We start from the raw sequence: 18,379 nt of genomic DNA on the forward strand, positions 1-18,379 counted from the left end.
CTACGGTTATGCCCTTACCAGCTTCGGAAGGACATGCAAAAAAGAAACTTTTAACCAGATTTCCGACATATTTGTCAGAGATAAAATAGTCTCCTCTCCTTGGGTGTATGATAAAACTGTCGTCACCTACCATGCGTGCTACCTCGTCTGAATGCACCCCAGCTGCGTTTATGACTATGGGACTTAAAAACATTCCCCGATTCGTTTTAACACCAACGACCTGTCTTTTATCCTGAGAAAGGATCACATCCAACATTTCTGTCTCCAAAAACAATTCCACTCCGTTTTGCTGCGCATTATCCATGAAAGCAAGTACAGCTTCAAAATTGTTAATGGTACAACCAGTGGGAGCCCAGAGGGCTGCGATGATTTCCCTTGATGCATTGGGTTCACGCGACCGCAATTCATCACCACTTATTATCTCTACCGAAGGAACCCCGTTCTTCTTGCCTTGCTCAAGCAGCAACTCCAGATGAGCTATCTCATCCTTGTCTAAGGCACAAACATAAGAGCCAACTTCATTAAGCGTGAAGTCAAGTTCTTCGCGCAAATTCTTGTATATTAGGTTGCCCTTCGGGCAAAACTGAGCTTTAATAGAACCTGGTTCGTCGTCGTAACCTGCATGAACCATGCCACTATTTGCCCTTGAAGCACCTGAAGGTAATTCCGACGCTTTATCAAGAACGGCTACTTTAATATCATAACGGGACAACTCGCGGGCAACTGTGGAACCTACAATTCCACCACCAATCACGATCACATCGTAATAACGGGTACTCACAAAATCACCTCCAAAAACTTTATAGCCCGTAAAACAATTTAAAAAGGGAGAAAGGCACAACCTTAAGTGCACCTCTCTCCCTCTCATGCACATCACATAAAATTTCTTAGGTCTTCGCCAAGTTCTAAGTCAACAGTTTAAATTAATCTATCCATCCCTTGGCCCTTTCGATCGCTTTTTTCCAGCCCCTGTACATCTCATCCCTTGTTTCTGCGGCCATAGCAGGTTCAAATCGTTTATCAACCTTCCAGTGATGTCTCAACTCATCCAGGCTTGTCCAAAATCCCGTAGCAAGGCCAGCTGCGTAGGCAGCTCCGAGAGCCGTCGTCTCGTTAACCCTGGGACGCACTACAGGCACACCTAAAAGATCGGCTTGCAACTGCATGAGAAGGTTATTACGCACTGCGCCGCCATCAACTTTTAGCTCTGTCAGAGGTACCCCCGAATCGGCCTCCATTGCCTTTTGGACATCTAAAGTTTGATAACAGATGCACTCTAGGGTGGCTCTAATTATATGCTCTTTTCTAATATAGCGAGTTAATCCAACAATACAACCCCTTGCCCTCATGTCCCAATAGGGAGCAAACAGCCCTGAAAAGGCTGGAACGAAGTATATTCCTCCTGCATCTTCGACCTTGCTGGCAAACCATTCGGAATCAGCCGCATCATCGAATAACCTTAAGTTATCGCGCAACCACTGTATCGCAGCTCCAGTAATGGCCATAGATCCTTCAAGGGCATAAACTGCTTTGCCTTCCTCGAGTCCGTATGCGACCGTCGTTAGCAATCCGCTTTTTGAAAGAGTAGGCGTTTCACCTATGTTCAATAGCATGAAGTTTCCTGTTCCGTACGTATTTTTAGCCTCTCCAGGATCGAAACACACTTGACCAAAAACGGCCGCCTGTTGATCGCCTAAATCTCCTGCTACGGGGATGCTTGCTTTAAATGCTCCATTTGACGTAGTATGGCCGTAAACACAGCTACTGGGTTTAATTTCAGGCAGCATGGATTTTGGAATTTCTAGGAAGTCCAATATTTCTTCGTCCCATTCTAACTTTTCGATGTTCATGAGCATTGTCCTAGATGCATTGGACACATCCGTGACGTGTACTCCACCATTTGGGCCTCCTGTTAAATTCCAAATGACCCAAGTATCGATATTGCCAAACAAAAGCTCACCCTTTTGAGCCCTTTCCTTCACACCGGGGACATTGTCTAATATCCACTTAATCTTGGGTCCAGAAAAATAAGTGCTTATGACGAGCCCCGTCTTTCGGTTAACCCATTCGTTTGCACCAGATTCTTTTTCCCATTCTAGGCAAAAATCCTGAGTTCTCATGCATTGCCATACAATAGCGTTGTAGACAGGCTTACCCGTATCCTTATCCCATACAATCGTGGTTTCCCTTTGGTTTGTTACGCCAACGGCTGCAATCTCGTTAGGATCTATGTTGCCCTTTTCTAAAGCACCTCGGATGACGTCCTGAGTACGTGACCAGATCTCCATAGGATCATGTTCTACCCACCCAGGCTGAGGATAAATTTGCTCATGCTCCATTTGGCTACTGGACACCGGATTGCCTTCCTTATCGAATATCATGCACCTCGTACTCGTTGTCCCCTGGTCAATGGCCGCCACGTATTTTTTTGCCATTCTTATCTCCTCCTTGTTTTTGTTCTTAATTAACAAGTTTTTTGAGCAAGTGGGCGCTCTCTGCCACTTGCATAACCTTTTCTTTTGGGGAACCAGTACTAGCTTCTACAGCTGCCATCATGGCTCCTTCTAAAACAGGGGCATCGGCGATGATTACCTTGCTTTTCTGTTCATCTGTCAAAAATTCTAGAGCAGCTTTGGTGGACAAAACAGCGCTTCCCAAATCAGGAATGACCACGACGCCTTCGCATTCATTTAGGAGTTCGCTCAACACGGCGTAAATATCAGCAGTAGAAGTTCCGATTCCGCCTTCTTCATTTCCTCCTACCCCTACTACTTTGACTTTTTCGCCAGCCATCTGAGATGCTATTTCTGCAATACCTTTCGCAGCCTTAGCGCTGTGACATACTACAAGAATTCCAATCATGACCTAAATTCTCCAAAGCCTCATAAAAGGCCTTTAAGATTAAATAACTGGATGTCGCTCCCGGATCTTGATGCCCGGCCGACCTTTCACCCAAATAGCTTGCTCGTCCTTTTTTTGCCACCAACGGTATAGTATCCTTCATCCCCTTTTCAGCCATTGCTAAAGCCTTTGCCAACCCATCTTTTAAAGATGATCCTTCCTTTGCGGCCGTTTCTAAAGCGTCTATGGCGGGGATGAGAGCATCGACCATAGTCTTGTCTCCCGGCTGGGCCTTGCCCAAGGCTATCACTCCATTTAACCCTTCGCGAAAGGCTTGGGCCAATAATGTAAGATCAGCTTCTTTATGACCGGCAAGCTTCATTGAAGCCCTCATGAAAAATGTACCGTAAAGAGGTCCCGCCGCTCCACCAACGGTACTCATTAAACTCATGGCCACGTCTTTGAAAATTGATCCAATATCGAAGTACTGATTGTTCCGCACCTTTTCTATTGCTTTTGAAAATCCCCTGTTCATGTTGATGCCATGATCGGCGTCCCCAATCGCAGAATCAAGCTCTGTTAGATAGTCTTTATTTGCCTCAATTATGTCTTTTATGCGTTCCAATATTGCGATGGTTGTATTGACATCTAACTTCTCATTGTCCAACTTATTACATCCCCCATCTAAGTCCCGGAGTACAAACAGGAGCATCCCATAACCTTTTCATTTCATCGTCAAGGCGTAAAAGGGTTATTGAACAGCCCTGCATCTCAAGGCTAGTAATGTAATCTCCAACCAAACTTCTAGCGATTTTAATGCCCTTCTTACCAAGGAAATCGCTCAGATCGTTATAGACTATATAAAGTTCAGATAGAGGGGTCCCTCCCATACCGTTCACAAAAGCCAAAACTTCATCTCCGGCTTTAAAGGGCAAGTCTTCTACTATAGCACTTGTTAACATCTCTACTATTTCTCTAGCAGGTTTAATTTTCATACGATGTCTTCCCGGTTCTCCATGAATTCCAATTCCTATTTCCATTTCATCGGGGCCAAGTTCAAACGTGGGCTTTCCTGCTGCCGGGACAGTACAAGGAGAAAGAGCCATGCCCATCGAGCGTACATTAGCGTTCACATGCTCGCACATCCTCTTGACTTCTTCCAGCGTTCCGCCTTCCTCAGCCTTCGCACCAACTATTTTCTCAGCCAGGACAGTTCCTCCTACGCCACGTCGACCAGCAGTATAAAGAGAATCCTCTACGGCAACATCATCATTGATGACTACCTGTTCCACAGGTATACCTTCGGCAGCCAACATGTCTGCGGCCATCTGAAAGTTCATGATGTCCCCTGTATAATTCTTAACTATAAAAAGAATGCCCTTCCCTCCATCGACGGCCTTTGCTGCCTCATACATCTGGTCCGGAGTAGGAGAAGTAAAGACTTCGCCGGGACAAGCCGCATCCAGCATGCCAAACCCCACATACCCTCCATGCATGGGCTCGTGTCCGCTGCCACCACCCGAGATTACAGCAACTTTTTCCCGGGGAGAGTCTGCCCTTAACACTGCCCTTACCGACGGATGTAATTTCACCATGTCAGCATGAGCCTTGGCAAGACCACTAAGTGATTCTGCAACTACTTTTTCAACATCATTGATGAGTTTCTTCATCTTTCCCTACACCCCCTCATTCATAGTAACATTCTACTAATTTAGCATATAATAAAAGAGAAAGCACGTGGCGGCAACTGTCACCAGGGCTTTCTCTTTTATTCTCCCTGCCCAAGAAATTTTTGTGTCGCAAATTTTTATTTGGTCGTTATCGTTCCCACAAGCTTTTTTCGCTGGTTGAGACCGCCAAAACTCCCCTTGAAAGTATTTCGTTTACTTGTTCCATTGTTTTTATCAAACCTCCTGCGATTAAAGGAGATGGTATTTCTTTCAGGATGGCATCATCGACAGAAATCATTGAAATGCCTGGGAGCACTTCAACAAAATCTGGATTCACGCTGTAGGCTAACTGTTTGCCTTTTCTAAAGGCTTGAGAATCCAGCAAAAAGATTCGCAATATGGTTAGTAAATGTAAATCCCTGGCATTTTCAATAACACTTTTATGAGTACTTATCAAGCCATCAGGATTAACTTCACGAACTAAGAATCTTATTCCCGAGGGATCGGTTTTTAACCCTTCTACTAGGTCTGCATGGACAAATACGATATGGCCTCTTTTTTTTAATTCATCAACAACACTTCTTAAGGATTCGATCGAGGACTCGAGGACAAAAACGCACTTTGGCGCTATCTTCAGCGCTGCATCGACATCTTTACTGGACCTCAAAGCGGGAATTATTGAATTTTTCCTTAGCAAATTCTTCAAATCGCTTTGTCCAACCACAGGAATTCGCAACCCCTTTAATATTTTTCACTATTTATCAAGGCTTGCATTTGCTTGACTTCCTGTAATCTATTCTACCAGGTACAGCGCCAGCGTACAACTAAAAATGTAATTTAATTGTACGCTTTATCAAGAAATGGCGATCAAATTCCCCATTTCCTTCGCGCTTTTGCCATAGAGCATCATTTCATTAGCGCCATCCACTGCATCCCGGAAACCCCAGCAGGCAAAAATGACTTCTGATAAGGAAAGTAAACACCTGGTGCGTAAATCTCCCCACAAGGGCATGCTCAAGCTCAGCCATGTATATAAGGATTGAGCTTCAAAGGCTTCTTTAAAATGATAAATATACCGCAAAAGGTACGAGTCTACGCCTTTGATGACTGTAGGATTGCTTTTACTGAGCTCAAAATGTCTCAATTGATCTGTCATAAAGCCACTTTCTTCCCACTCGTGTAAAGTTGATTCATCTGGAAGTTTTGATAAAGAAAACCACATCGGGGGAGGAGGAATGTAAGAGGGATCTAAAACATCAATAGCTCTAGATAACCATATTTTCATGCGAGTTACGGATTCAGTCATATTCCAATGCAAAGCCCATCTTAGTCCCCAATAAGCAGTTTCCAGTGTGATATCTTTAACGCAGCTATCTAGAGTATTCATATAATAAGGCTTTATAATTTCGCTCTTTTTGGTTGTTGTTGCAGTTCGTTTACGCATAATACTATGCAGAACGGAAATAGTCATCTCATGATCCCCGGGCGGTTCTAAAAGCTCGAGCAATCCTTTACGCAACATGTTGACCGATTCTTTCGTCAGTAGAATTCTCCCAAGCAAGCCCATGTCAAAAACTTTCGCTTTATTATGACATAATGTAACTTCGTTCCATTGATAGCTTCCCATTTTACCCCAATGCCATACTTCGTAACTCCCGCAAAAAGCGCTTCCGATTAAAACTCTATTAAAGGGCATAAAGAGCACAACAAGGGGGGAGAATTCCACTGGGATACCTGCCACAGAGCTACTATCAGGCAATCTTGCTATCTCTCCTGAGGACATTAATTCATATAAGCGCATATTGCGCTTCACCCCCTCTATCTCCCATTATAAGTTTACCCTTAGATTGCCCCAGAAACAAGTCCTGGCTTAATGTTAATAATGCTTATAGGATAAATTTAAGACCTCCATCGCCTATGAAGCCACAACCACTGTTCGGGATGTTTCTTGACAAAACATTCCAATAACTCGTTAAACATCTCGGTCATCTTTTTTATAGCATCGTCCCTTGATAAATCGCAAAGTGGCTCTATGGGAGGCAGAACCAATACCTCATGCTTAAAGGGGGCAACTCTATAGGAAACAATGGGGACAACAGGGGCCTTCACTAGCAGACTTAATGCGGCCGGCCCCCCAACTGTGCTGGCCACTTTGCCCATAAAAGAAACATTGATCCCATCTTTCCCTCCATCTTGATCGGCCAAGATTCCAATAAACTTTCCTTGTTTTAATAACTTAGCACCCCTCAACAATAATCTCTTTTTAGGTATGGTTTCCACGCCTAACATTCCTCTATAGCTCGCTAATAACTCAGAAATATGCACATTGTCGGGATCACGAACTCCCGCAACTAAAGGATATCCCCTGTAAATTAACCAGGCTGCCAAAAGTTCCCAATTTCCCATGTGACCAGTGAGCAATACTACCCCTTTTCCAGTTTCCGTCATGCTCTTTAAATACTCTTCACCCTCTACCCTAGTCACCCATTCCGATACTGCTGATGGATTTTTGGTTAAGGCAAGAAACTCCATTACGGACAAAGCTAGATGATAATAAAGCTTTCTTAAAACCTCTTTCCTCCATGCAGGGCTGCTATCGGGATAAGCTATCTTTAAATTCATCAAGGCAACTTCTTTGCGAATTCCAACAAGACGGGCCATATTATACAATAGACATGTTAATATGTTGGCTCTTATGCCTGGCTTTACAAGGAGATGCGCTCCTTTTATAAGGCTGGCCGTTACGCTCATTTTATTTTTTCCCCTTATTTCTAGATATTACCCCTACTATAATATACTACAAATAAAGCAGGAAGCTGGCTTCCTGCTTTATTTGCTGCTTCAACTCATATTGTCGCTTAATTAGGGCATCGCCATGCCAAGAAACTTCAATCAGTCGCCACCATTACCTCGGATGCCTTAATCACAGCGTAGGCATCCATCCCTTCTTTTAGCCCCAGTCTTTCTGCCGAGGTCTTGGTAATAATCGAAACTATTTGCTGTCCTCCGGGCAATTCCAACGTAATCTCAGAATTAACAGCACCATGAACGACCTTTATAACTTTTCCCTTTAACACGTTCCTTGCACTTATTTTCATCGAATGTCACCTCTTTTATCAAGAACTAATACATTTGATTAAATGATACCTCTTCTTCCCAAGTTTTAACAACATATATTTTCCGTACAGAAATTCATTGTTGTGAACTTCATAATTTTCATCAACCACTTTCTCGCCATTTATCGCAACACCGCCGCTACGGATTAACCTGCGTGCCTCACTCTTACTGGAACAAACACCCACTTTTACCATCACATCAATGAGGGAAGCAGGAATTCCAGTAATATATCCACTTGGAACCTCCCGGCCTATTTCCTCCAAAAGCTCCAAAGTAAGATCATCAAGAGTATATGATTCTCCGAAAAGTATTTCGCTAACTTTTTTAACCCTTTTTACGATTTCATCGCCATGTACAACACGGGTTACTTCGTAAGCTAACTTCTTTTGAGCCAGGCGCAGCTCCGGACACTTGTTGTGCTCGTTCATTATCCCCTCTATCTCGCCAAGCGGGAGAAAAGTAAAAAGCTTTAGAAATTTAGACACATCGCGATCATCTGCATTTATCCAGAATTGATAAAACTTATATGGCGTAGTGCGCGTTGGCGAAAGCCAAACTGTCCCTTCTTCAGTTTTGCCAAATTTTTGCCCCGAGGCAGTTAAAAGCAACGGGTATGTAAGTCCATAGGCTTTGGCTCCAAGTTTCTTACGAATGAGATCTATGCCGGCAATTATGTTGACCTGTTGATCATTTCCACCCATTTGTAGCGCACAGTTTTCATTTTGATATAAATGGCAGAAATCATAGGCTTGTAAGAGTATGTATGAAAATTCTGTGTATGTAATGGATTTATCAGGATCTTCAATCCTACTTTTGACGTAATCGCGGGCAATCATAAAATTAACGGTGAAATGTTTTCCAATATCCCTTAAAAATTCAAGCAATCCTAATTTAGATAACCAGGTATAGTTATTAATGATCTTGGCAGACGACGCCCCGCAATCGAAATCCAAGAAGTGTTCAATCTGTTTTTTTATTGAGTCCATATTGCGCTCAACTTGCTCTAAGGTCAAAAGCTGTCTTTCTTTGGTCTTTCCAGAAGGGTCGCCGATCAAGCCCGTGCCTCCACCCGCCACGGCTATGGGTCGATGTCCAGCACGTTGCAGCCATGCTAAACCCATTATTGGAACTAGATGTCCAACGTGAAGGCTATCTGCAGTAGGGTCGAACCCTATATATCCAGAGGTAAGTCTGGTCCTAAAAACGCGGGATAATTCATCAGGATCGCTACACCATTCTACAAATCCTCTTTCCTGCAAAATTTGGAATAAATCCCTTTCCATTGATATTCCTCCTGAAATACGTAATATTTTTAAAGTCTATTTATACAATTCGTATAAAATGCCACCCATATAAAATACGACAAATGACAGTCATTGCATCTAATTATTGTCCATATACGTTTAAATTATTATACTGCCAAACTATCTCACCATTACTAAGATTATGTATTCCAATAAATAAGTGACCTGCGTTCCTTAGCTCATCTGCAACTTTAAATAACTTCCCAAATTTCTTATCGAACGGCATGCCTTCAGACACCTCAGAGTTGAACATGTCACCTATAATATCCCCTATAGAAAGAATTCTTTCAATATCGTTAGCCACGGAGCCGAAATCTATATCGACCCAAAGAAGAAACTCCCGCTCCACAATTTCAGGAAAAGCTTCTTCCAAGGAAACTCCGCTTGAGAGACTCTCCTTCGAAATAAGGCCAATCAAAGTCAATTCGTCGCTAGAAACTGCTATCAGGGATATCGGCAGCTCAATGGCCCCTCCACTTTCATAACCTGCTATAGAACTTCTGTTAATTGATAAACTTTTAAGCCTGTTTCGCCATATATCGCTCACTATGGTTTTGCCAATCTCTCCTCTATTGGGAAATTGAAGAAGTATCCCTGGCAAAGAAAAGGAAAACACATCAGCTTTCCCTCCAACTGTTAGGATCATTTGGCCCTTCAAAAACTCCAGCATTTTTTCGTTTGTTTGACCAAACGCGTTAGCAAGTAGAGGCACGCTTTCCATAAGCTCGGGGGTATCGACCATAGTGACCCCCAAAGACAAAGATCGCTGAGTTGGCAATACATATTTCCCAACCCATTTTTGCGGTTGAAATAACTTTATTTCTTCGTCAGAAAATATTCCTTCTATCCCCTCTATCATCCATTCTGCTTGAAGCTTTTCGTTATCCGAAAACCAAGCCAACTCTACCCCCGAAGGAATATTCTCAAAACCATTAAAGGATACGACTCCAGATGGCATGTGACATGTCAAATGACCGGGCCAATCTTTTTGTATGCGCCAACAAGGAAAAGATGGCTTTCTTTTATCAGTTATGTTTTGTTCCATGAGGTTTAGATCATCGATTGAAGTGGAGATAAAAAGAACATTTTCACTGATAGTCATCCACAAAGAAAAATCATGTGACACATCGACTTTGAAGCGACCTTCTACAAGTTCATAGCTTATATCAGGAAAGGGCTTCTTCCAATTTGGAGGCAGATCGCCTGAGGCAACTGATAGAATCGTATCTTCTTCGGGTTCGATCGCCAAATAGAACTTTCTTTCCAAAGGAAATGCAATGAAAGCAGTGTTTTTTGAATCCTCAAGAATAGTTAAAAACATGCTAATAAATCTGAAGTCAAATCTATCGAAGAACGGAAACGCAAGAAGAACTTTATTTAAAGAAACAAAATTCCTCATTTGTAATAAAGTAGGACTTTCGTCTACATACAATATATAAAATGACCCTTCGTCAGGAACCGGCAGTGCACCAACTAAGCTTTTTTTCGTTACTGGCTTACCCAAAAAAAACAGTCCTGATATCAAAATGGCCAATGCAACCATACAAGAGAACCAAAAGACAAGGGTGTTTTTTAATCTCTTATTCTGCAAAGAACTTCCCTCCTCAGTTAAAAATATAATACATCATAATAGCTTACAAGGATTCCTTGCCGTTATTATTCAGGACAATTTATAAAAATTCAGCAGCCACTTTAGTATCCAGCAAAGCGCGACTAAAGGCTGACCAAAACGTGCTTGCTAGTTTTAGTTTAATTTACAATAATAGAATAACAGTATTAGAATAACACTAGGCAAGATACCTTTCATGATAACTCGTATAAATATATCATTTTGCCGATGACATCACCACCATGATAAAAACGTTAGGAGCGATGAACAATGACGACCGTCTTGGGCCTTTTTTTCATTTTTTTCGCTAGGATGGCGGACGTTTCGATGGGGACTTTCCGCATTCTATTATTGGTTCGAGGCATGAAATTAAGAGCTGCTTTGATTGGCTTTTGCGAAGTGAGCATATATATAATCGCCCTTTCCGTCGTCTTGGGAGGGGGAAAATTAAGCCCTCCCGAGATAGTCTTTTATGCCGGCGGATTCGCAGCGGGCAATTATCTTGGGGCGTTCCTTGAGGAAAAGTTGCTCTCAGGATATGCGCTGGTCGAAGTGATAGCCGAAAGCAGTCCCTTGTTATCAGAAAAAGTTGACACCTTAAGGGAAGCTGGATATGGCACCACCGTTCTTTCTGGCAGAGGAAAGAACGGTGAGAGGATGATCCTCAAAATCGTTTGTGAAAGAAAAAAAATCAGCGATGTCTTGGGCAAGGTAAAGGGATTAGGTTTCGTTTACATTTCAGATGTTAAAAGCGTCTCGGGGGGTTTCTTCTCCACTAATAAGGGGAAATGAGACCTTGCAAGTGATCGTTGTTCCTTTTTCTAAAGAGGACGACTGTACGTCAATTTTTCCCTTAATCATGCGCATTCTCTCTACCATGTTGGCAATCCCCCTGTGCCCCTTGACCCTTAAGGCCTCTACATCCCCTTCAAATTCAAACCCACTGCCATCATCTTCAATTTGAAGCACAATAAATTCTCCATCATATGAGACTTTAACCCAAACATTTTTCGCACAACCATGTTTCACCGCATTGTTAATTGCCTCTTGTGCTATCCTAAAGAAGGCAAGAATTATGTCTTTGCTCACTTCTGGCAGTTCACTCGCCTCTAAATAAATCTTAACTCCATATGTGCGAGCAAGTCGATCGGTCAGCTCCGTTAAAGCTTGTACTAATCCCAAGTCTAGCCAAGGCGGTGAAAGCGTATCGCATAATACACGCAACTCCCTTACGGCAGCAACGGCACTTTCTTCGGCTATTTCTATATATTTTTCTGCTCTTTCGTTCCAGCTCTCTTGCTTCAACAGCAAGATTCTCTGTAACAACGCCGTAACGTCCTGGAGGGGGCCGTCATGTATCTCTCTAGCTAGTTTTGTTCTTTCTTCTTCTTGAACCCTAACTAAATCCGAAACATATCTCTGCCTAAGCTCCTCTCTTTCTCTGGCAGTTTGAGCTAACTGGTACAAAACTTTCCTGAGTCTCCGAAGTTCCCATACGGCAGGTGGATCGTCAGGTTTAGGAAGATCTTTCCCCCACTTCAAAGTACTCACTTCAGACTCCAGCGAAAGTAAAGGCATTATGAGCCATCGCCAAAAGGCCCACACCGCGCACATCCCGGCTATGGCCAAGAGCCCAACAGCAGCAGGCCACAAATGAGAAAAGCGTACCATTGGCCCCAATAATTGCGACCATGCTACAGCAGAAATCACATACCATCCTTGCGACGTAGGAATCGCTGCAATCGTATAGGTATCGCCAAAAGGACCTTCCACCAATGTCGTCCTTCCCACAGGAATGCCTCCCTGCCAAATTTGCGGCAATACATCTTGCGCCCGCGAAGATGCAGCTAGCAAATTTCCGCTTTCATCTACCAGAGCAACCCATCCCGGCAATGAGATATCCAAGACAAAGGAATCAAGTGCTCTCGGCGGTGTCATCATCTGGGCACGATGCATAAAACGCGGCCTGTCCACTCGCATGGCCACTGATTGTGCCAAGTCCAACACGTAAGATTCAGCTATCTTTTTCATGGCCCTTTCATGTTCAACAACTCCCCACCCAGTAACAATCAGGATTGCAAGGGAAGGGATTAATACCAACAACGTAAGAATCAAGAGCAAATGTCTTCTCATTATTCCAGCAATTCCTCCAAAGTTACTACACCATATTTTAAGGCCAGAAGCAGAGCTTCAGTTTTGTTGCGTGCTCCCAACTTATCGTATATTGATGCCAAGTGCGTTTGCACGGTCCTTTCGCTTATATAGAGCTTCGAAGCTATTTCCTTGCTCGATTCTCCTCTTCCGGCCAATAATAAGACTTCCCTTTCCCGTGGAGAAAGTTGTTCGGGGCTAAAGCCTGGTTCCTCGACAGCCAAAGCAACTTCCTTGTCCAGGTATACCCCTTGCGATGCCACTATCTTTATAGCTCGCAAAAGCTCATCTGGCGACGCGGTCTTTAGAATATAACCCTTTGCCCCTGCCCTCAAAGAGGCTAATACGTATTGTTGGGCATCATAGGAAGTTAGCATTAGACAAGCTACATTCAATCCCTCCTGCCTTACCCGACGAACCAAAGACACGCCATCGATACCAGGCATTCGAATGTCGATAAGTGCAACATCAGGAAGTTGTTCTTTTATCACTTCCCAAGCGCTCTCACCGTCAGAAGCTTCTCCTACTAGCTTGATATCTTCTTTTCCTTCCAAATAAGACTTAAATCCCTCTCGTGTCAAGGGATGATCATCAGCTAATACGACCTTTATGACCATTTTAATTCGCCTCCAATATAACAATATTATCCTGTCTATCGTCTTCCTCTACACTAGTATTTTAACTATAATCCTTCAGCTTAATTACGCAAAGATGCTTATTATTGTCACCGTGCTGGTTTCTGGTGTATCATAACTTTTGTTTAAAGGAGGTGGAATTTTGTTAAACTCAAAGAAAATACTCATATGCATCTCATTGGCCTTGATCGTCATTTCACTTTACTTGGGAGTGGAGTTACATAATTTAAAGGACAAACTTGCCTCGCTCGAAAGGGAACATCAAAAAATGCACTTAACGATTCCTCCTTCTCCCTCTTGGCCAGAGGGAATTGCGAAGGAAGAGATGATTGATCAGCTTGCCAAGCGCTCTGACATCTTTCCATGGCGAGGAGTGCTCGGGGGAACTATGGGGATTTACGATCAAAATTTAGTTTGGTTCATCGGCCCTTCGTGGTGCCTCGCTTACATAGAAGACGGACACATTGGCGGTTATATTTTATTGCGATATGAGATCACACCTCGCGGGATCGAGTGGCAATTATTGGATAGCGAGCAAATTTAATTTACGTGGCGCTAGCTAACATATACACTACCCGCTAACCTACAAAATTTGCCACAAAGCAGGATGTTAACATCATCAGTTTTTAACCAGCCTAATTCTACCCGCCTCAACCTCTATACGCTTTGGAAAAAGGGACGCAAAATCAGAATCATGTGTTATGACCCCAACGAATGCTTCCCTGCCTAAATCATCAAATAAGTCTAACATCATTTCTAAATTCTCGTCATCTAGCATGGCCAGGCCCTCATCGATAAATAGAACTTGTTTAAAACCAACTTTATTGGCCAAATGTCTGAGCATTAGAAGGGCTACTATCGCTCTTTCTCCTCCCGATAAACTCGCAGCATCCCGCTTAAATCCATTGACTACCGCATAAAGCTTTCCGCTTTCCGCCGTCAATGAAAAACCCTTGGATAAAAGACTCTCGTTAACGGCACCAAGTAGCTCTTTAAGTATGGTATCGCTTAAAAATCGAACAAAATTCTTTCCATCGGAGTATCTCTGAAGTTTTAAGGCAACATCATATGCCTGGTCAAGACATTCGTAGCGTTCCCTTGTTGACTTCATCTCTTTTTCCAATTCTTTCCTCTGTCGTAAATCGTACTTTAGCTTGCTCATAGCGTCTTTGAGGGCTTCTTTGTCCACCTCGAGCTTTCTTTTCCGGTCCAGCAACACGCTCGAATCTGGAATATTATCTGAGACTTCAGACCTAAAACATTGAAGTTCCTCTTGAGCTCGGTACAACAAACCCCGCAACCACTCGAGGTGGTTTTGTGCTTTTTCAACATCTACTTGCCTACAAGGAGTCAAATCGGGACAGTGCACCAATGTACGTTTGTCTTCATGGCTTAACTGATACTTCATACATATCGTTTTAAAGAGGCTTGCGGCCTCTTTAAGTTTTTTATTCGCACTTTCGCATTCCCATCTGATTTTGGCCAATTCAACTTCCATCCCATGTTTTCTCTCGGTAAGATGGTTAATCTCTAAGTTCAGCGCATCGCCATTGTTTCTTATCATTTCCATTTCTTTTAATAAATTTTCCCTTTGCCCGCATGCTTTAATGATATCATTTGGCGAATGCCCATTAAGTTTTTGTTTTAGCTGAAATAAGAAGGCTTTAATTTCTTGAAAGTCGCTTGAGCTTTTTTCAAAGGCACCTGATAACTTTTGCCTCTTATATTCAAGCATCTTTATGTGCTCTTCTAAATCGTTTAGAGCAGTTTCGATTTCGCCGTTAAAAAGTTCGGCTACAACTATATCGTTGCCCAAGGAGTCAATCTCTCTCCTTAACCGTCGACCTTCTTTTAAAAGCACCAGGGATTTATTTTGAGCGTTAGCCCATTCAGAGAAAGCTTGACCTAAATCAGAGGAAATTAATGCTTTGGCCAGATCAACGGCACCTCTGCCCTTGAAACGATCAAAATCAACAATGCCATCGGGCGCTAATTGCTTAATCCAGTCGATCAATCTGCTTCTTATTTGTTCAAGGGCAACCGCCATAATACGGGCAGTGCGCTTATGGTCACATATTATCTCAGATAAATCCTTCTTGAGTTTCTGGTAAATTAAGGCTTGGTGTAGTCTCAAGGCATCATCAAGAGCTTTTCTGTTTTTTTCTATATCTTCATTAAGAATTTTAATCTCTTCTTCACACTTCTTTAAGCGTTCACTTAAATCTATACACTTATACGCAACATCTCGATATACGATAGTGCTATTTAATTTTTGAATTTTAATATATAAATTTCTGTAACTATTTCTTAACAGATCTATCTTATTTAATTTTGGCTTTAAAATCTCCTCGATAGCATTAATATTGGCTTTAATTTGCCTTTCTTCTTTGCGAAGGTCACCATAATCTTTGGAAATAGCAATGAGTTTTTTTAAAGCTTGCTGTGCATCATAGAGCCTAAGATTGTCATAAAGCCGCTTAGAAGTAATGCTGGCTTCCTCTCGCTCCATTTCGAGTTGGGCTACCCGTAATTCAAGCTCCTCAAGTTTTTCTCTTTTTTTCATCGCCTCCTCATTCGAGGCAATCTCGTTTTCCAGTAGTTCCAATTTATCTTTTAAGTTTCTCAATTCCTCATTTATTCCCTCAAAAGGTGGTAACTTTGCAAGGAAATCTGAAATTTGAGATAGATTTCCCTTAATATTCTCAATTTCAGCAGACGCATCCTCTACCACCTTACGAACCCTCTCCTGAAGCTTGCTTTCGCTCTCCAAACCCAAGGAAGCAACCAAAATTTGCCATCTCTCTCCAGGAGAAACATCCACAAATTTAGTGACCATTCCTTGAGGAACAAACACGGTAGATATAAAAGCATCACGCAATCTACCCAAAGTTGTATCTTCAATGCTTCCAATGAAAGGCGAAAGCACCTTCGCGATTCCTTCATTTACTTCTCTAACGGTAGAGGCTAAAGATGTCCAATCCTCCTCAACGTATTTTTCCAAGAGCGCCTCCTGTTGCCCCTTGGGAGCCTTAAACTTTCTCGTCACTTTATACTTAAAATCGCCTTTGGCAAAGGTGCAAACGACGTAGCCCTCTGATGCACCTATTCTGATAATATTTTGGTTACTGACGGTCCTTACAGGGGTAGTAGAGCCAAAAAGAGCCAACACCAAGGAATCGAGGATCGAGCTTTTCCCCGCTCCATTCGGGCCAACTATAGCTACAGCTCCTGGTTCAAAATCAATAAAGGCCTCTTTTAAACCAAGAATATTTCTTACGCTTAACTCTAAAAGTCTCATTCTTGCTCGCCCATTTCAAAATAAAACTTTAATTCTTGCCATATGGTCGAGGGGTCCTTCCCTAACAACAAACTTTCGCCGACAGTTTTCAAAATTTGCTTTGTTACATCGTCCTCTTCTTGGCATTCTATATAGCGTTTCCATAGAGCGACTACATCAAAAGGATCTTGAGTCGAACTGGTAATGGGGGTAAAACCTTCATTGATCGAGACAACAACTATCCGCTCATCAACCAAAAAACGAAATTTTTCCAGCAACTGTGACGCTGGCAAAGACGATCGATCTAAAATAACTCGGATGTATGCATCTTGCGAAACAGATTCAACCGATTCTTTTAATCGCGCTGATGCTTCTGCTTCGTCTTCATATTGCAGGGTGACTAGCGGCCTGCCCTCCAAAGGAATATCTAGCACATTTGCTTTTTCATCAATGACATACACTCCAAGATGATTATCTTCTTCTGTAAAATCCAAACGAAGGGGTGAACCAACGTAATACACCGGTACATCTCTGTCCATGATCCTTCCGTGTCTATGGATATGTCCACATATCGTCTTATCGACCTTTAAGTCTCTCAAAATATCCTCTGGAAGAGTAACTTCCGAAAGACCCGGGACAGTCTCGTCTAACGCCATATGGGCGAAACACAGACGAACCCCTCCTTCGGGCGCTGAATCCCATTGAGATTCGAGGAATTCTTTTAATTCTTTCCCCTTTGGTAAATTATGCTTGCGCAAATAAGGCACTAAAAATACCATAAAGTCATCAAGTCTTAGAAAGGTTACCTCATCCACGAAGATAAACCTTCCATCGTCCTGAAAAAGCTCCCAAATCTTAATTCCACTCCAATCATGGTTTCCCTTGAGCATATACACAAAGGGCTTGGAATTAAGATTTAAAATCTTAGAAAAAAATTCAGCTACTGGCGTTACAATATCTTCGCCAGGATATCTAAAGCTATGAAAAACGTCTCCGAGCACAAACAAAGCACCAATATCAAAGTCCATAGCAACATCGTATATTTGAGATAGTGCAAACAAAATTTCCTCTTTTCTATCAACTCCCCACGTACGTGCCCCGGCATGCAAATCAGCACAAACGAGGATCTTCAAGCTTGTCCCAACCCCAATTCTCGTTCAATGGGTTGCAATGCCTGAATAACATGTTCAATTAATTCCTTCAAAGGCATGTTAAGCATCTCTGCTCCTTTTTCGATAATTTCTCTGTTTACCCCTTTAGCAAAGGCTTTGTCCTTCCATTTTTTCACGACCGATTTTGCCGTAAGATCTGAAAGCGAACGGCTTGGCCTAACCAAAGCCACCGCAATGATAAACCCTGTAAGTTCATCAATAGTATAAATGACCTTTTCCATCAAAGAAGTAGGCTCAACACCTGTTATGTCCCATGCATGGGCCAGCACTCCACGTATCACTTCTTCGGGATATCCTGCTTCCTCTAACCATTCCACTCCCTTTTTTGGATGCTCCTCAGGACATTCCTCCCAGTCCAGATCGTGGACCAATCCCACTATACCCCATAGATTTTCGTCTTCACCATAATATCTCGCAAAATACCTCATAGCCATTTCTACGGCTAGAGCGTGCTTAATATGACTTTCGTCACGATTATGTGAGGTGAGCAGTTCGTAAGCCCGCTCTCTTGAAAGCTCGGTCATCGCTAACTCCCCTTTCTATAGTCAATAAATTTAAATTGATTCAAATGAAATATGTTACTTTTGATTAGCCCTGGAGGAA

Annotated in this window: 18 protein-coding genes; 2 read left to right on the forward strand and 16 right to left on the reverse strand. The window is 42.6% G+C overall.

The genetic code is table 11. The annotated features are described in order from the left end of the window. From Q7P41_RS03250 to Q7P41_RS03300, 11 genes are all read right to left on the reverse strand, one after another. Positions 1-781 (reverse strand): NAD(P)/FAD-dependent oxidoreductase (locus tag Q7P41_RS03250; RefSeq protein WP_303882088.1); only part of this gene is annotated, 781 nt, incomplete at its 3' end. Positions 782-923: 142 nt separating this feature from the next. Beyond that, a complete protein-coding gene (gene glpK / locus Q7P41_RS03255) occupies positions 924-2,435 on the reverse strand; it encodes a glycerol kinase GlpK (RefSeq protein ID WP_303882090.1) in 1,512 nt (503 codons plus the stop codon). A 25-nt stretch (positions 2,436-2,460) separates the two neighbouring features. Then, positions 2,461-2,862 carry a dihydroxyacetone kinase phosphoryl donor subunit DhaM gene (gene dhaM / locus Q7P41_RS03260; RefSeq protein WP_303882091.1) on the reverse strand — a complete coding sequence of 134 codons (402 nt, stop codon included), beginning with the start codon at positions 2,860-2,862 and terminating at the stop codon, positions 2,461-2,463. Then, entirely contained in the window at positions 2,828-3,508 is a 681-nt protein-coding gene (gene dhaL / locus Q7P41_RS03265; RefSeq protein ID WP_303882093.1) for a dihydroxyacetone kinase subunit DhaL, read from the reverse strand. Before dhaL ends, dhaM begins: the two co-directional genes overlap by 35 nt. A gap of 4 nt (positions 3,509-3,512) precedes the next feature. Beyond that, positions 3,513-4,511 carry a dihydroxyacetone kinase subunit DhaK gene (dhaK, locus tag Q7P41_RS03270; RefSeq protein ID WP_303882095.1) on the reverse strand — a complete coding sequence of 333 codons (999 nt, stop codon included), beginning with the start codon at positions 4,509-4,511 and terminating at the stop codon, positions 3,513-3,515. Positions 4,512-4,659: 148 nt separating this feature from the next. Continuing rightward, positions 4,660-5,235 carry a glycerol-3-phosphate responsive antiterminator gene (locus Q7P41_RS03275; protein ID WP_303882097.1) on the reverse strand — a complete coding sequence of 192 codons (576 nt, stop codon included), beginning with the start codon at positions 5,233-5,235 and terminating at the stop codon, positions 4,660-4,662. A 129-nt stretch (positions 5,236-5,364) separates the two neighbouring features. Further along, positions 5,365-6,324: a hypothetical protein gene (locus Q7P41_RS03280; RefSeq protein ID WP_303882098.1), complete on the reverse strand. Its 960-nt coding sequence runs from the start codon at positions 6,322-6,324 to the stop codon at positions 5,365-5,367. Between the two features lie 86 nt (positions 6,325-6,410). Further along, a complete protein-coding gene (locus Q7P41_RS03285) occupies positions 6,411-7,262 on the reverse strand; it encodes a lysophospholipid acyltransferase family protein (RefSeq protein ID WP_303882099.1) in 852 nt (283 codons plus the stop codon). A gap of 137 nt (positions 7,263-7,399) precedes the next feature. Beyond that, on the reverse strand, positions 7,400-7,609 hold the full coding sequence (locus Q7P41_RS03290; RefSeq protein WP_303882100.1) for a molybdopterin-binding protein: 210 nt from the start codon (positions 7,607-7,609) through the stop codon (positions 7,400-7,402). An 18-nt stretch (positions 7,610-7,627) separates the two neighbouring features. Beyond that, positions 7,628-8,911, reverse strand: coding sequence for a tyrosine--tRNA ligase (gene tyrS / locus Q7P41_RS03295; protein WP_303882101.1), 1,284 nt, complete (start codon positions 8,909-8,911; stop codon positions 7,628-7,630). A 103-nt stretch (positions 8,912-9,014) separates the two neighbouring features. Then, positions 9,015-10,523, reverse strand: coding sequence for a hypothetical protein (locus tag Q7P41_RS03300; protein ID WP_303882102.1), 1,509 nt, complete (start codon positions 10,521-10,523; stop codon positions 9,015-9,017). Positions 10,524-10,811: 288 nt separating this feature from the next. Here Q7P41_RS03300 and Q7P41_RS03305 point away from each other — a divergent pair, with 288 nt between their 5' ends. Further along, positions 10,812-11,333 (forward strand): DUF2179 domain-containing protein, encoded by a 522-nt coding sequence (locus Q7P41_RS03305; RefSeq protein ID WP_303882103.1) that lies wholly within the window; start codon positions 10,812-10,814, stop codon positions 11,331-11,333. On the opposite strand, the gene Q7P41_RS03310 is transcribed toward Q7P41_RS03305, so the two are convergent. Next, positions 11,280-12,674, reverse strand: a complete 1,395-nt coding sequence (locus tag Q7P41_RS03310) for a sensor histidine kinase (protein WP_303882105.1) — start codon at positions 12,672-12,674, stop codon at positions 11,280-11,282. The two genes, Q7P41_RS03305 and Q7P41_RS03310, sit on opposite strands and share 54 nt — an antisense overlap. Then, entirely contained in the window at positions 12,674-13,309 is a 636-nt protein-coding gene (locus Q7P41_RS03315) for a response regulator transcription factor (protein ID WP_303882107.1), read from the reverse strand. The genes Q7P41_RS03310 and Q7P41_RS03315 overlap by 1 nt, the downstream gene beginning before the upstream one ends. A 160-nt stretch (positions 13,310-13,469) precedes the next feature. On the opposite strand from Q7P41_RS03315, the gene Q7P41_RS03320 reads away from it, so the two are divergent. Further along, positions 13,470-13,871: a hypothetical protein gene (locus Q7P41_RS03320; RefSeq protein WP_303882109.1), complete on the forward strand. Its 402-nt coding sequence runs from the start codon at positions 13,470-13,472 to the stop codon at positions 13,869-13,871. 75 nt (positions 13,872-13,946) lie between these two features. Here the strand turns inward: Q7P41_RS03320 and Q7P41_RS03325 are convergent, their stop codons facing one another. Genes Q7P41_RS03325 through Q7P41_RS03335 form a run of 3 tightly spaced genes read right to left on the reverse strand, consistent with a single transcriptional unit; the run spans position 13,947 to position 18,300 of the window. Continuing rightward, positions 13,947-16,625 carry an SMC family ATPase gene (locus Q7P41_RS03325; RefSeq protein WP_303882110.1) on the reverse strand — a complete coding sequence of 893 codons (2,679 nt, stop codon included), beginning with the start codon at positions 16,623-16,625 and terminating at the stop codon, positions 13,947-13,949. Next, positions 16,622-17,737, reverse strand: coding sequence for a metallophosphoesterase (locus tag Q7P41_RS03330; protein WP_303882111.1), 1,116 nt, complete (start codon positions 17,735-17,737; stop codon positions 16,622-16,624). The genes Q7P41_RS03325 and Q7P41_RS03330 overlap by 4 nt, the downstream gene beginning before the upstream one ends. Beyond that, a complete protein-coding gene (locus Q7P41_RS03335; RefSeq protein ID WP_303882113.1) occupies positions 17,734-18,300 on the reverse strand; it encodes an HDIG domain-containing metalloprotein in 567 nt (188 codons plus the stop codon). The genes Q7P41_RS03330 and Q7P41_RS03335 overlap by 4 nt, the downstream gene beginning before the upstream one ends. Positions 18,301-18,379 lie beyond the last annotated feature (79 nt).

The sequence above is a fragment of the Acetomicrobium mobile genome (assembly GCF_937920065.1).